Source organism: Comamonas sp. MYb21, from assembly GCF_037479395.1.
Classification (GTDB): Bacteria; Pseudomonadota; Gammaproteobacteria; order Burkholderiales; family Burkholderiaceae_C; genus Comamonas.
The window spans coordinates 89,137-103,763 of sequence record NZ_JBBGZC010000013.1 but is presented as its reverse complement, the minus strand read 5'-3'; the positions used below and the strand labels follow the sequence as shown (position 1 = coordinate 103,763).

The window sequence follows — 14,627 nt, the reverse complement described above, 5'->3', positions numbered from 1 at the left end:
TCCCATACCGATATAACTTTTACTCATGGCCAGCGGCATCCCCAGCCTCAATTCCGTCATGTCGCGCCTGCATGCCAAGCAGCTGCGCCTGCTCATCGCCATCGAGGAAAGTGGCTCCCTGCTTGGCGCTGCGGACAAAGTCGGCCTCACGCAGCCGGGCGCCAGCAAGGCGCTGCGCGAGCTGGAGTCGACCTTGCAGGTGGACCTGTTCGAGCGCACCAACCGAGGGTTAATCCCGACAGAGGCCGGGCACTGCGCGCTGCGTTTTGCCCGCCTGATCCAGTCGGACATCAACCAGCTGCGCTTTGAGCTCGATGCCATCGCCAGCGGCGTGGGCGGCCACCTGGCGATTGGCACCATCATGGGCGCGGTGCCGCTGCTGTCCGATGCGCTGTCGAACGTGCTCGCGCGCCAGCCGCATATGTCGGTGGAGATCATCGAGGACACCAGCGCAACCCTGCTGGGCATGATCGAGCGCGGCCAGATCCATGCGGCCATCTGCCGCTCCTCGGTCAGCCGCACGCCCGAGGTCTATGAGTCGCTGTTCATCAAGCAGGAGTCGCTGTCGGTGATTGCCAGCGTGCGCCACCCTGCGATGGGCGCCAAGGCCGTGCAGTTGCAGGACCTGCAGGACAGCCGCTGGCTGGTCTACCGCGCCCGCATGCCCATGCGCCGCTTGCTCGAGCGCGAGTTCCACGAAGCGGGGCTGCACTTCCCCTCGCACCTGATCGAAACCACCTCGGCGCTGGCCACCGTCACCATGCTCGGCCGCAACAACGACCTGGTGGCCCTGGTCTCCGACGACATCGCGACCTACTTCTCGCGCAATGGCCTGGTCGGCATCATCGATCTGACCCTGCAATCGCGCAGCGAGCCCTATGAGCTGGTGCTGCGCAAGGGCGCACCCCGCAGTGCCACGCTGGGGCTGTTGGTGGCGGCGCTGTGCGGCGCATAAGGCATCCAGCGAGAAAGACGGCTGCATAGCGGCGTTTTGCAGCTGGATAACTGCTGCTCTAGCCGCATTAACGTAAGCTTATGTAATAAAAATACTGCTAGGATGGGGCACAGCACTCCTGTTCCTCAGGACCAAGTTCGTTTTTATTCAATGATTATTTGGTGTATCTCAGTGACCGGGCCAGGCAACGATGCCCGTGACTTTTGCGCGCTAAGAATTCAAACGAATAACCACTAGCAAATAACAAATAGCACATGAACACCACGCAGATTGCGATCGCAGCGGCCAGCCTTGTCCTGCTGGGGGGATGCACGCCTTATGCCTACCAGGGACGCATGTCCCAGGATGAGCAGCTGAAGATCTACCAGGATGTGGAGACCTCGCGCCGCGAAGCCGCCCGGAATTTTGAGAAATATGCAGCGATTTGCCTGGCTGAGTTTCCGAATGCCACTGACGCCAAGAACGATGGCAACCAGCATCTGTCGGACCAGTGGGCGGTGAATGTCGCGATGGTCTCTGATGGCGATCCGCTGGTCTGCTCGGTCAACCGGGACAACCTGACCGTGGAGCGGATCCACAGTGGCTCGCGCACGATGGCACTGGGCGAGTACCGGGCCTACCTCAAGGGCGAATTGGCGCCCAGCGTCTACCAGTCCAAGGATGTGTCGCTGGGCCCATCGGACAAGTACCTGCTGGCACCGCGCCCCACCCTGCAGCTGTCGCGCCTGGTATGGGATGACCTGGCTGCGCCGGAGCGCCAGCTGCTGGAAGCGAACTACAGCATCGACTACTTCGCCGCCGCAGAGTTCGGCACCATCATTGATGTGCAAGGGGTCGATGAATCCACACCGGGCACGCATGCGGGCGCGGCCATTGGCAGCGCCGTCGCCAGCGCCGCCTATATTGACCGCGCCATTCGCGGTGGACACAACTACTCCGTCGGGGTCAACCTGGCGGTCGGGATACTGGGGGCCGTGCTCGGCTCGCTGGCGGACAAGCCCGCCGTCACGCAATTCCAGTTCCGCTACACCGTCAAGAAAGGCGATGGCGAACTGGACTATGTCCACCAGGTCCAGGAGACGGCCTTCCGCAGTTCGCCGGGCGCCTGCGTGCTGTTGCCCACCTTGCAAGCCGCCACCCAGCAGCTGTGCGACCAGACCCCGGACAGCCTGAGAAAGCGCCACCTGGCCAAGCTGCAAGCTGCGGCGGCGACCGCAACAGCGATCGCAGCACCCGCGCCCCAAGCAGACTGAAGCGAGTTGAGCGGCCGCCCCGCCCCCTCCCTCTGCCAAGCACCGCCAGATGGCGGTGACCGTCCCTTCGGCGCAGGACTGGCGCGTCCAATCCTCAGGTCACCGAACGCGCTGCATCGCGGCGGATCGATAGCACGCCAATCAAGCCAATGATGGCCGCCGCAATCACAAAATACGCGGGCGACTGCTTGTTCTCCGTCATCTGCACCAGCTTCACAGCCACATAGGGGGCGGTGCCGCCCGCGATGATCACGCCAAAATTCCAGCCCGTGGCAACTCCCGTGTAGCGGTACTGGGGCTGGAACAACAAGGGTAGCAAGGTGTAGGCGCTGACCTGGGTGGCGACGGTGTTGAGCATCAGCACCACATAGGCCCAGGCGGCAACCATCAGGCTGCGCTCCATCAGGCCCATCATCGGGTAGGTCAGGATGATGTAGCCGATCAGGCCCACGAGCATCAGGCGGCGCAGGCCGATGCGGTCACCGATGTAGCCGCCCAGCGGCATCAGCAGCGCCGACAGGCCAATGGCCAAGGTGGCGACCCAGTACACATTGCCAGCAGGGTAGCCCAGCTGCTTGACCAGGTGGATGCTCATGTAGGTGAGGCCGATGTAGGCCGTGCCATTGGTGGCGGCGCTGATCGCGGTCGATTGCAGCAAGGCCTTGGTTTGCAGGCGGAAGACGGCGCCAATGGGCGAATGCTCCTTTTTCTCGGGCTTGCCCTCATAGGTTTCGCGCACGCGCGTGCGGGCCCAGATGCACAGCAGGGTCAAGGGCAGCGCCAGCAAAAAGGGAATGCGCCAGCCCCAGGCGCTCATCTGCTCGGGCGTGGTGAGCGCGGTGACCGCACCGGCCACCGCCGCTGCCACGGCAAAGCCGCCTGTCGATCCCATCGGCGTGAAGGCGCCAAAGGTGGCCTTCATGTGCGGGGGTGACGACTCCGAGATAAAGGTGGCCGAGCCCCCTACTTCGCCACCGGCCGAGAAGCCTTGCAGCAGCCGCACCAGCACCAGCAAGGCGGTGGCGAAGTAGCCCATCTGCTCAAAGGTGGGCAGCAGCCCCATCAAGGTGCTGCCAATGCCCATGCAAATGAGGGTGCCCAGCAGCGCCGTCTTGCGGCCGTACTTGTCGCCGATATGGCCAAACACAATGCCGCCCAGCGGCCGCACAAAGTAGGCCGTGCCAAACACCGCCAGTGCGGCCAGCAGCGATACCGTGGGGTCGCCGCTGGGGAAGAACAGCGGCGCAATCACCACCGCCATATAGCCATAGAGGCTGAAATCGTAGTACTCGATCAAGGTGCCCACAAAACCCGAAACCGCTGCGCGTTTGGCATCGGCGGGTGCTCCGCTCTCGCTGGCCTGCGCTGCTATATCAGCGCTCAAGGTGTTCGCATTCGTCATGATTCATCCATTCGGAAAGGTGGTTTGGATAAGGGCAGCCCCCTGAGAACCTGTTCAAAGGGCCACCCCGGGGTTCACATCGGCGCCGAGGGCTTTATTGCCCCCTTGTCTCGTGGCACCGGTGTTCAAGACGGAAACCGGGAAATGCTGGGGTGGGTAGGTGCTAGGGCACGACGACTCCTTTGCCAATGGCCTGGCGCTGGCGCACGGCCTCCAGCGCAGCAGGCGTTTCCTCCAGCGAGAAACGCTGGGAAATCAGCGGCCGCAGCCGCCCCTGGGTGTAAAGCTCGGCCAGCGCCTCAATGTCGGCCACCACCTGGGCGCGCTCGCGCTGCAGGTAGTCGCCCCAGAACACGCCCACGATGGCGCAGCCTTTGAGCAGCGGCAGATTGAGTGCAATGCGCGGAATCTCACCCCCAGCAAAGCCCAGCACCAGAAAGCGCCCGCGCCAGGCGGTGCTGCGCAGGGCCGGCTCGCTGAAGCGCCCGCCCACCACATCGCAGACCACATCCACGCCCCGCCCACCGGTGATGGCCTTGAGCCGCTCGCGCAGGTCCTCGCGTTCGTAGTCGATGGTTTCATCCGCGCCATGCGCGCGGCAGGCGGCCAGTTTCTGCGGCGACGAGGCTGCCGCAATCACCCTTGCGCCCAGGGCTTTGGCCAGCTCAATGCAGGCAATGCCCACACCGCCTGCTGCGCCCAGCACCAGCACCGTCTCGCCCGCTGCCAGGTCTGCCCGGTCGCGCAGCGCGTGGTAGGCCGTGCCATAGGTCATCAAGAGGGAGCCCGCCACCTCAAACGGCAGGCCGGCCGGCATGGGGAAGAGCGCAGCAGGCTGCACGCAGATCTGCTGCGCAAACGCGCCCCAGCCGACAAAGCCGATCACCGCCTGGCCTTGGCGCACGCCCTGCACCTCGGCACCTACCCCGTCCACCACGCCAGCAAATTCGCCCCCGGGGCTGAAGGGCAGGCTGGGCTTGAACTGGTAGCGGTCTTCGATGATGAGGGTGTCGGGGTAGTTGATGCCGGCCGCCTTGACGGCGACGACCACCTCGCCGGGCGCGGGCTGCAGCGCAGGCAGATCGCGCAGCTGCAGCACCGATGGCGGGCCAAACTGTTCGCAGACGACAGCCTTCATCGCGCGCCTCCTTGCTTGAACATCCGCCGTACCACCGACTCGGCCACACAGGCAGGTTTGCTCTGGCCCTCCAGCTCTACCGTGGCGTTAAAGAGCATCTGCACACCACCGGTGACCCGGCTGACGTCGGTCAACACAAAGCGGCTGCGCACCCGGCTGCCTGCCCGCACTGGCTGCATAAAGCGCACCCGGTTCAGGCCGTAGTTGATGCCCAGGTCGCAAAACGGCAGCAGCCCGGGCATAAAGTCCTCGTAGTGCTTGCCGAGCAGCGACAGCGTGAGAAAGCCATGCGCAATCGTGCCGCCAAAGCCGGACTCCTGCGCCGCGCGCGCCGGGTCTACATGCAGCCACTGAAAATCCCCGGTCGCCTCGGCAAAGCGGTCGATGCGGCGCTGGTCCACCTCCACCCAAGGGCTGACATACAGCTCGGTGACAGTCAGCGCCTGCAGATCGTCCACGCTCTGGCAGAGGGGCACCTGCAGGCCATCATGGTCTTGGGCGAGCGGGTTCCGCAAATCGTTCATATCCCCTCCTTAGCGCCCCGTGAACACGGGGCTGCGCTTGTGCAAAAAGGCCTGGACGGCTTCCTGGAAATCCTCGGTCATCAGACCCAGCACCTGGGCATGGTTCTCCAGCTCGATGGCTGCGGCCAGGCTCGAGGCATCCAGGTTCTGCCACATCAGGCGCTTGGTGTGGGCGGTGGCATACGGCGCATGGGCGGCGATCTGGCGCGCGCACTGCAAGGCCCGCTCCAGCAGCTCGGCAGCAGGCAGCACCTCGCTCACCAGGCCTATGCGCAGCGCCTCGTCCGCAGCGACGGGCCGGCCGCTCAGCATCAGCTCAAAGGCACGCCCGGCACCAATGAGGCGCGGCAGGTGGTAGCTGATGCCGCATTCACCGGCGGTGATGCCGATCTTGATGGCGCCCACATGGAAGGCCGCCTGCTGCGCGGCAAAGCGCACATCGGCGGCCAAGGCCAGCGCCATGCCCGCGCCGACTGCCACGCCGTTGACAGCGGCGATCACCGCCACGCTGGTATCGCGCAGGCGCTGCACCAGGCCGGCAAAGCGCTGTTGCAAGTCCATGTTCTCGCGCACGGTGGCCGGCAGCTGCCCGTTCTCATCCAGCAAGGATTTGAGGTTCAGCCCGGCGCAAAAGCCCTTCCCCTCGCCGCTGATGACCAGCACGCGCAGGCTCGCATCCGCCAGGCAGGTATCGAGCAGCGCATGCAGAAACTGCAGATCGGGCAGGCTCAGCGCATTGAGGCGCGCGGCGCGCGTCAGGCGCAGCAAGGCAATGCCCGGCTGCAGGGTTTCCAGGGTGGCGGCATCGTTTGGCATGCGGGCGCCCTCCTTCAAGCCTGGGCGGCCAGCAGCTCTTGGCGCAGCACGCGCTTGAGCAGCTTGCCGTTGGCATTGCGCGGCAGCAGGCTATGGCTGACGGTAAAGCTCTCGGGCACCTTGTAGTCGGCCAGGCGTTCTGCGCAAAAGCGGCGCAGCGCCTCGGCCTCGGTGTACTTGTCGTCGCGCAGGGTCACAAACACATGCACGCGCTCGCCCAGTACCGGGCAGGGTTTGGCCACGACGGCGGCCTCCAGCACATCGGGGTGTTCGCACAAGGCGTTCTCCACCTCCACGCTGAAGATCTTGTAGCCGCCCCGGTTGAGCATGTCCTTGCGCCGGTCCATCACATAGACAAAGCCCTGCGCGTCCATGCGGCCCACATCGCCGCTGCGCCAGTAGCCAGCCACAAAGTTCTCCTGCGTGGCCTGTAGGTTGTTCCAGTAGCCCTTGGCCACCATCGGGCCCTTGAGCCAGAGCTCGCCCACCTCATCGGCCGGCAAGGGTCGGCCATCGTCGTCCATCACCGCAATATCGGCGCAAGGCAGCGCCAGGCCTACGCTGGCCAGGTGCGTGCGCGTCAGCTGCGCGGGCATCACCGCTACGGGCGATGTGGTCTCGGTCGCGCCATAGCAGTTGGACAGGCGCAGCCCCGGCAGCCACTGCGCCAGCCGGTCTATGGTCTCGGGCGGCATCGGCGCGCCGCCAAAGCCGCCCACGGTCCAGTGCGACAGGTCATGCTGGCGGTAGTTCTCCTGCAGCAGCAATAGCTGGTACATCGCCGGCACCATGATCGTGAAGCTGATGCGCTCCCGGGCGGCCAGCGGCAGCATATCGGCCGCCTTGAAATGCGGCACCACCACCAGGGTGCCGCCCAGGCCCAGGGTCACCGCCATCAGCGCCACCAGGCCGGTGACATGGCTGAGCGGCACTACCGCGCAGCCCCGCACCGAGGCATCCAGACCCAGCGCCTGCGCGTAGTGCAGGATGGTATGCACAATGCCCAGGTGCGTCAGCATCGCCCCCTTGGGGAAACCGGTGGTGCCCGAGGTGTAGACCAGCATGGCCAGGTCTTCCTCATCCAGCGCCTCGCACTGCGGCAGCGGCGCATGGGCCAGCAGCTGCGCAAAGGCCTGGGCGGCATCGGGCGCGCCGCCCACCACCACCTGGTGCCGCAGCGCCGGCGTCTCGCCCATGCCGGCCACCACAGCGCCCAGCGCTGCGTCATGGACCAGCACCACCGCCTCGCAGTCGCGCAGGATGTAGCCAATGCCGGCCGATTGGTCGCGGATGCTCAGCGGCACCACCACCGCACCGATGGCCATCGTGGCGTAGGAGGCAATCACAAACTCGGGGCCATTGCCCAGCAGCAGCGCCACGCGGTCGCCCTTGGCCACACCGCGTGCCCGCAGAGCGGCCGCTACGCGCAGCACCTGGTCTTGCAGCTGCGCCCAGCTCAGGCGCTGCGCGCCGCAGACCAGGGACTCGGCCTCAGGTTGGCGCCGGGCGGCCTGCAGCCACATGCGGATGACATCGTTGGGCCGCTCGGCAAAGCAGCGCATCTCACGCTGGTCGTAATGGGTTTCCAGCCGCAGCTGGGGGGTGGCTGTGGGGATGGGGGTGGTGGTTGTAGTGGCGGGGGTGGACGCGGTCATAGTCATCAAGCCTCCTGCAGCACGGCTGCCTCGGGCATGCCAGCGCGGCGCGCGGCGCTGGCCAGCGCCTCCTGGCACTCGGCCACCATGCGCTGCACCAGCACTTCGCAGCTGGGCACATCGTTCACCAGGCCTACCACCTGGCCGGCCCAGACCAGGCCGCCATCGACGTCGCCGCTGTGCAGCGCGGCACGGCCTCTTTGGCCGGCGACCAGCGGGTGGATCTCGGCAAACTCGCAGCCGCCGGGCCGGCGCTCGGTGGCCACCACCTGGTCCGAGATCGCGTTTTTCAGCACCCGGCCGGTGTTGCGGAATGTGCGGAAGATCAGCTGGGTATCGCGCTCGCCAGCGTTGACCAGCGCGCGCTTGATGTCGTCGTGGATCGGTGCCTCGACCGTCGCGCAAAAGCGCGTGCCCATGTTCACACCCTCGGCGCCCAAGGCCAGCGCAGCGGCCAGCCCGCGCCCATCGGCAATGCCGCCCGATGCGATCACCGGAATGCGCAGCGCCCGGGCGGCCAGCGGGATCAGCACCAGGCCGGCCACATCGTCCTCGCCCGGGTGGCCGGCGCATTCAAAGCCATCGATGCTGACGGCATCGACCCCATTGCGCTCGGCCGACAGCGCATGGCGCACGCTGGTGCATTTGTGCACGATGCGCATATGGCCGCGCTTGGCTTTTTCGATAAAGGCAACGGGGCTGTTGCCAGCGGTCTCCAGCACGCGCACACCGCTGTCGATGACCGCATCCAGGTAGGCCTCATAGGGGGGCGGCTTGGCCGACGGCAGAATCGTCAGGTTCACGCCAAAGGGCTGGTCCGTCATCTCGCGGCAGCGGGCGATCTCGCGCGCCAGCGCCTCGGGAGTCGGCTGGGTCAGCGCCGTCAGCACGCCCAGGCCGCCGGCGTTAGAGACGGCCGACGCCAGCTCCGCCGTGCCCACCCACTGCATGCCGCCCTGGATGATGGGGTAGCGGATGCCCAGCAATTGCGTAATACGTGTCTTCATAGGATGCCTGTGGCTTGCGTTCATGAATGGGTGGATCAATCAACGGCTCAACGGCCTTGAAACTGCGCTGCGCGCTTCTCGCGGAAGGCGCTGATGCCTTCCTGAAAATCGGCCGTGCCGGCGCACTGGGTAAAGCTCTCCGCTTCCTGGTCGAGGTGGGCGTCGAGGCCGCGCTCCAGGGCGCTGCGCAGCAGCTGCTTCATATGGCCCAGCGCATGGGTCGGTCCCTGGGCCAGGCGCTGCACGAGGGCCTCGGCCTCGGCAGCCAGGCTGTCCTTGGCGACCACGCGGTTGACGAGGCCCAGGTGCAGGGCCTCGGCGGCCTCCAGGTTGTCGCCCAGCAGCGCCAGCTCCATCGCCTTGCGCAGGCCCAGCACGCGCGGCAGGCCCCAGGAGGTAGAGCAGTCGCAGCTTGCGCCTATCAGCGGATAGGCCACGCCAAAGCGCGTGCCCTCAGCGGCAATAGCCAGGTCGCAGGCCAGCATCAAGCCTAGGCCGCCCCCCGCCACCGCGCCCTGCACGGCGCAGACCACGGGCGCCTGCAAGGCCGTCAGCAGGCGGATGCCGCCATGCATGCCAGCAATCAGCTGCGCAGCAGCCTGCTGCGGATCGGCGCGCATTTCATCGAGGTCGCCACCGGCCATAAAGGCCCGGCCTTCGCCTGTGATGAGCACGGCACGCACCTGCGGGTCGGCGGCAATGTCCTGGCAGGCCTCGTGAAAGGCGGCGGCCATGCCACGGTCAATGGCGTTGAGCGCCTGCGGGCGGTTGAAGCGGATATGGGCCACGGCGCCACTGCGCCAGTGCAGCACGCTGCCGTCGGGTTTCTGGTCGGGATAGGTCATCGCAAGCTTTTCAATGGCTGGTGCTGTAGAAGGCGGCGGTGGCGCCCAGGTTGTCGCGTGCGCGGGCCAGCTCGGCGCGGGCAATGGCGCGCAGATGGACCTCGTCCGGTCCGTCAAAAAAGCGCATCGCCCGGCCCCAGGACCAGAGGTAGGACAGGGGGGTATCGGGCGTGATGCCCATGGCGCCGAACACCTGGATGGCGCGGTCCAGCACACGGGTCTGCAGCTGCGCCGCCACCAGCTTGATGGCCGACACATCGACGTGCGCCGCCTTGTTGCCGAACATGTCCATCTTCCAGGCCGCCTGCAGCACCAGCAGCCGCGCCTGGTCGATCTCGACGCGGGACTGGGCGATCCAGTCCTGCACATTGGCGTAATCGCTCAGGTGCTTGCCAAAGGCGCGGCGGGTGAGTGCGCGCTCGCACATCATCTCGACCGCCAGCTCACACTGGCCAATGGTGCGCATGCAGTGGTGCACGCGGCCGGGGCCCAGGCGCGCCTGGGCCAGCGCAAAGCCGCTGTGCTCCTCGCCCAGCAGGTTGCTGACAGGCACGCGCACATCGGTATAGGTCACCTCGCAGTGCCCTTCGGGGGCATGGTGGTGCATGATCGCCACGTTGCGCACGATGTTCAGGCCCGGCGTGTCCAGCGGCACGATGACCATCGAATGCCGCTGGTGGCGGGGCGCATCGGGGCTCTCGTCGCTCACCCCCATGACGATGGCGAACTTGCAGTTGGGGTGCAGCGCGCCGGTGGTGAACCACTTGCGGCCGTTGATCACGTACTCATCGCCTTCGCGGCGGATGGTGGTGCAGATATTGGTGGCATCGGACGAGGCTACATCGGGCTCGGTCATCGAGAAGCAGGAGCGGATGCTGCCGTCGAGCAAAGGCTTGAGCCAGCGCTCGTGCTGCTCGGGCGTGGCAAACAGGTGCAGCAGCTCGGTGTTGCCGGTATCGGGCGCATTGCAGTTGAACACCTCGGCCGACCAGTAGACCCGGCCGATGATTTCGGCCAGCGGGCTGTACTGCATATTGCTCATGCGGGTGCCGGGCTCATCGTCGCGCAGACCGGGCAGAAAAAGGTTCCACAAGCCAGCCTCGCGCGCCAGCTGCTTGAGCGGCTCAACCACTTCAGTCGGGTAGGCGCCGGTGGCGGCGATGCGCTCGTAGTCGTGGTAGCGGGGCAGCACATGGCGTTCCATGAACTGGCGCAGCGTGCGCTGCATCTGCTGCGTGTCCTCGGGGTACTGGAAGTTCAAGAGCTTCTCCTCGGTAAAAATTCAAAACACCGCCGCTGGGGCATCGATGGCCTCCAGCCCGCGCCGGGCCAGGGCCTGGGCCATGGCGCCCACCTCCGAGGCGTTGTCGGCCACCGCATTGCCCCGCGCGGCGCGGGCGGCAATGCCTTCAAAGATGACGGCCCAGCGCATGAACGCAAAGGCCCAGTGGAAAGGCGCGGCCTGGCGGGCCGGATCGCTGCGGCCGGCGCGCTGGTAGAAATGCGCCAGGTAGTCGGACTCGGACGGAATACCCAGCGCTGCCAGATCCAGCCCGCGCAGCCCGCCAAACTCCTCGGGCAGGGTGCGCCAGGCCACGGTGTTGAAGGCCACATCGGCCAGCGGATGGCCCAGGGTGGACAGCTCCCAGTCCAGCACCGCGACCACCTTGGCTTCGGTGGGGTGGAACAGCAGGTTGTTGAGCTTGAAATCACCATGGGTCAGCGTGGTTTCGTCATCGCTGGGGCGGTTGGCGCCCAGCCAGGCCAACAACTCATCAATGGCCGGGTTGGGCGCAATGCGCGACAGATCCCACTGCTTTTGCCAGCGGTGCAACTGCCGCTCAAAAAAACCGCCCTCCTTGCCAAAGCCCTCCAGGCCGGCGGCGCGCCAGTCCACCGCATGCAGGGTAGCCAGGGTGTCGGCCATCGCCAGGTAGATCGCGCGGCGCTCGGCCGGGCGCATGCCGGCGATCGCGTTGTCGTTGAAGACGCGCCCCTCGACCTTTTCCATCAAGTAGAAGGGCGTTCCGACCACATCGCTGCCCGCGTGGTAGAGCAGCATCTGCGGCACGGGCAGCGCCGTGTCTGCCAGCGCCTTCATCACGCGGTACTCGCGGTCCACCGCATGGGCCGATGGCAATACCTCGCCAGCGGGCTTTTTGCGCAGCACCATGTGCCGGCTGCCATAGCTCACAAAGAAGGTCGGGTTGGACTGCCCGCCGCCAATCGCCTGCAGCGCCATCTCGCCCTGCAAGCCTGGCAACTGCGCGCGCAGAAAATCGTCCAGGCGGGCTGGGTCAAAGGCTTGCGGGTGGCTAGAGGGGGTGCTGGAGGAGGTCATCGAGCAAGGAGTTTGGGTGGGTTGCAATGGCGTGCAGGCAAAGCTGCGCCCCGGCCGTCCGCAGACGGCATCGCGGTGTTGACGTTGGAGAAACGGGCGCTTAGCTGCGCGCAGGACGGCGTAGCACTACAGCGATGCTGCAGAGGCTGCAGAGGGGGTCAGGTGCGCAATCCGCCTGGCGATGGGGCATGAACATGGCTTGTCTCCTGTCTTTGCTATTTTTAGCCATCATGGGGCCAGCCGCCCCACCCTGCCCCCACCCGATGTGGGTGGCTCGGGTTTCCCCCTGCGTTGTTGGCGATCAGCCCTGCACCAGGCCCAGGTCGCGCGCGCGGGCCACGGCATCATCGCGCCCCACCACCTTGAGCTTGCCGTAGACATTGCGCAGATGCCATTTGACGGTCTCGGGCGAGATGCCCAGCACCTGGGCAATGCGCTTGTTCGACATGCTGTGCGCAAGCGCCCGCAGGATCTCCAGCTCCCGCTCGGACAGAGGCTCGCTCAGCCCCGCATCGGCGGGCTGCGGCTGGGCACGGTAGCGCTGCGATTGCTGCTGCAGCCGCTCCACATAAAACGCGAGCAAGGGATCGGAGGCGCCAAAGGCCTGGGCACAGGCCCCGGCCAGCACCAGCGCGGGTTCGCCCAAGTCCAGAATGCTGCGCACCAGGCCCAACTGCTGGCCCTGCAGCAAGGCATCGCGCATGACCTCCAGCGCCTGGTCCTGGTGCCCCAGGCGGCTCAGCAGCAGGGCGCGCAGCACCAAGGTGGCGCAGCGGTCGCGCCGCTGCAAGAGCGCGCTGTCGTCCTTGCCGCGCTCGCCCAGCGCCTCCAGCGCAGCACGGTCGTCGAGGTTGGCCTCGTGGTACAGCGCCTGCGTGTAGCGGGCCATGCCGGTGATGCGCAGGCTCACGGGGCTGCGGGCATCGGCATGGCGCTGGGCCAGCAGCTCAATCTGGCGCAGCATCTGGCGCGCGCCTTCCCTGTCGCGCATCTGCAGCAGGCAGCGCACGCGCTCGCCCATCGCAAAGGCCAGCAGCCGGTCCAGCGAGCGGCGCTGCGCGATTTCTTCGATCCGCGCCAGCCCCTCGATCGCTTCGAGCGGGTTGCCGTCCAGCCGGCTCAGGCGCGCGCAGACCAGGGCCACGGTCACCAGCGCATCGGGCAGTACCACGCGCTCGGTGGTGTCCAGCCGGCCATCGAGCAGCTGGCGCAGCTCGTCGAGCTCATTGGTCTCATACAGCACGGCCGCCAGGTAGGCGGCGGCATTGCAGGCCATCTCGCTGTGGCGGCCCAGCGCCTTTTCGGCATGGGCGAGCGCCTCGCGCAGCACCGGCTCGGCCTGGCGCACATCGCCGGCATACAGCCACGAGAGACCACGCAGCGATTCGGTCATCAAATGGCCAAAGGCCGAATCGAGCAGCGGCGAGCCGTCGTCGCGCAGCGGGGGCGAGCCGCGCAGCACCTCGCGGGCCTTGTCGTACTCGGCGCTGTGCCCATACATCCAGCCCAGCAGATTGCGCTTGCCGCCCACCAGCACGGCATCATCGCCCTGCTGGATGGACATCAGCTCGGGCAGCAAGGCCTGCGCGGTGCCCAGGTCGTCCTCCTGCAAGGCCAGCGAGAAGGCCAGCAGCACGCAATGCGCGCGGCCTTCATGGTCGCGCTCGCCCAGCTGCGCGCGCAGCGCATTCAAGGTCTCATGGCAGGCGGTGAGCTTGTAGTAGCACAGCTGGGTCCAGCCCAGCCACAGCAGCAGCGCGGGACGCGCATGGACGGTGGCGCGCGGCAGCTCGGACACCGCACGCACCAGCTGCTGCAGCTGGCCGTTCAAAAACAGCTCGCGCGCCCAGCGCTCCACCCAGTGCACGGCCTGGTCCATGTCCCCTGCCTCGACCGCATGGTGCACGGCATCGCGCAGGTGGCGCCGGGCGCCCAGCCATTGCGCCAGGGCCGCGTGGGTGCGCTGGCGCTCGGCCTGCGGCAGCGATTGGAAGCGGGTGAGCAGCAGCTCGCGAAACAGCGGATGGAAGCGGTACCAGCCCTGGCTGTCGGCATCTTGCAGCGGCAGCACAAACAGGTTCTCGCGCTGCAGGCGCTCGAGCAAGGCGGGGCCGACGGGCTCGCCAGCGATGGTGATCGCCAGCGCCTGGTTGAAGCTGCGCGCCGCAGCCAGCCGCGTCATCGCATCGATCTCATCCTTGTCGACCCGGCACAGCACCTCGCGGTTGAAGTAGGCGGTAAAGTCCTGCGCGTTCTGCACCGGCGACGCGGGCGTGCGCGGCTGCAGTGCCAGCAGCTGCAGGCCAGCGGCCCAGCCAGCGGTTACCTCGAGCAGCTGGCGCGCCACGGCCGGGCTGGTGCTGCGCGGCTGGCGGGCCTGCAGAAACTGCTGCACCTCTTCCAGGGTAAAGCGCAGCTCGGTAGGCCCGATCTCTTCGAGCAAGCCCTGGTCGCGCAGGCGCGCCAGGCGCAGCTGGGGCATGCTGCGCGAGACGATCACCAGCCGCAAGGCGGGCGGCGCAAAATCCAGCAAGGTCTGCAGCGCCGCGCCCGCGCGCATGTCGCCCATGTTCTGCCAATCATCGATCACCACCAGCAAGGGCCGGGGGGGGGGGGGCGGAGCGGCCCCCGCGGCGGAGGGGAGGGGGACGGGCCCCCCCGCGCCCCCCCCCGCGGGCGCCCGGCGCGGCC

Annotated in this window: 12 protein-coding genes; 2 read left to right on the top strand and 10 right to left on the bottom strand. The window is 66.8% G+C overall.

The genetic code is table 11. The features are described 5' to 3' along the window. Positions 1 to 25 precede the first annotated feature (25 nt). Together WH367_RS19500 and WH367_RS19495 are read left to right on the top strand one after the other, a co-directional pair. The gene (locus WH367_RS19500; RefSeq protein WP_445228132.1) at positions 26 to 955 is read left to right on the top strand and encodes a LysR family transcriptional regulator; all 930 of its coding nucleotides are present in this window, start codon (positions 26 to 28) and stop codon (positions 953 to 955) included. Between the two features lie 254 nt (positions 956 to 1,209). After that, complete coding sequence (locus WH367_RS19495) at positions 1,210 to 2,208, top strand: hypothetical protein (protein WP_339537322.1); 999 nt, start codon at positions 1,210 to 1,212, stop codon at positions 2,206 to 2,208. A 94-nt stretch (positions 2,209 to 2,302) separates the two neighbouring features. Here WH367_RS19495 and WH367_RS19490 read toward each other — a convergent pair whose 3' ends face one another. The 10 genes from WH367_RS19490 to WH367_RS19445 all read right to left on the bottom strand — a co-directional run bounded on the left by WH367_RS19490 (position 2,303) and on the right by WH367_RS19445 (position 14,529). Then, positions 2,303 to 3,610, bottom strand: coding sequence for an MFS transporter (locus WH367_RS19490; RefSeq protein WP_339537321.1), 1,308 nt, complete (start codon positions 3,608 to 3,610; stop codon positions 2,303 to 2,305). A 163-nt stretch (positions 3,611 to 3,773) separates the two neighbouring features. Beyond that, complete coding sequence (locus WH367_RS19485) at positions 3,774 to 4,748, bottom strand: NADPH:quinone oxidoreductase family protein (protein ID WP_339537320.1); 975 nt, start codon at positions 4,746 to 4,748, stop codon at positions 3,774 to 3,776. After that, entirely contained in the window at positions 4,745 to 5,272 is a 528-nt protein-coding gene (locus WH367_RS19480; protein ID WP_339537319.1) for a MaoC family dehydratase, read from the bottom strand. The genes WH367_RS19485 and WH367_RS19480 overlap by 4 nt, the downstream gene beginning before the upstream one ends. Positions 5,273 to 5,281: 9 nt before the next feature. Next, positions 5,282 to 6,088, bottom strand: coding sequence for an enoyl-CoA hydratase/isomerase family protein (locus WH367_RS19475; RefSeq protein WP_339537317.1), 807 nt, complete (start codon positions 6,086 to 6,088; stop codon positions 5,282 to 5,284). A 14-nt stretch (positions 6,089 to 6,102) separates the two neighbouring features. After that, positions 6,103 to 7,749, bottom strand: a complete 1,647-nt coding sequence (locus WH367_RS19470) for a class I adenylate-forming enzyme family protein (RefSeq protein WP_339537315.1) — start codon at positions 7,747 to 7,749, stop codon at positions 6,103 to 6,105. Continuing rightward, on the bottom strand, positions 7,749 to 8,750 hold the full coding sequence (locus WH367_RS19465; protein WP_339537314.1) for an NAD(P)H-dependent flavin oxidoreductase: 1,002 nt from the start codon (positions 8,748 to 8,750) through the stop codon (positions 7,749 to 7,751). The genes WH367_RS19470 and WH367_RS19465 overlap by 1 nt, the downstream gene beginning before the upstream one ends. A 47-nt stretch (positions 8,751 to 8,797) precedes the next feature. Further along, on the bottom strand, positions 8,798 to 9,595 hold the full coding sequence (locus WH367_RS19460; RefSeq protein ID WP_339537313.1) for an enoyl-CoA hydratase/isomerase family protein: 798 nt from the start codon (positions 9,593 to 9,595) through the stop codon (positions 8,798 to 8,800). A 10-nt stretch (positions 9,596 to 9,605) separates the two neighbouring features. Further along, positions 9,606 to 10,856, bottom strand: a complete 1,251-nt coding sequence (locus WH367_RS19455; RefSeq protein WP_339537312.1) for an acyl-CoA dehydrogenase family protein — start codon at positions 10,854 to 10,856, stop codon at positions 9,606 to 9,608. 21 nt (positions 10,857 to 10,877) lie between these two features. Then, a complete protein-coding gene (locus tag WH367_RS19450) occupies positions 10,878 to 11,936 on the bottom strand; it encodes a phosphotransferase family protein (RefSeq protein ID WP_339537311.1) in 1,059 nt (352 codons plus the stop codon). Between the two features lie 301 nt (positions 11,937 to 12,237). Further along, entirely contained in the window at positions 12,238 to 14,529 is a 2,292-nt protein-coding gene (locus tag WH367_RS19445) for a LuxR C-terminal-related transcriptional regulator (RefSeq protein WP_339537310.1), read from the bottom strand. Positions 14,530 to 14,627 lie beyond the last annotated feature (98 nt).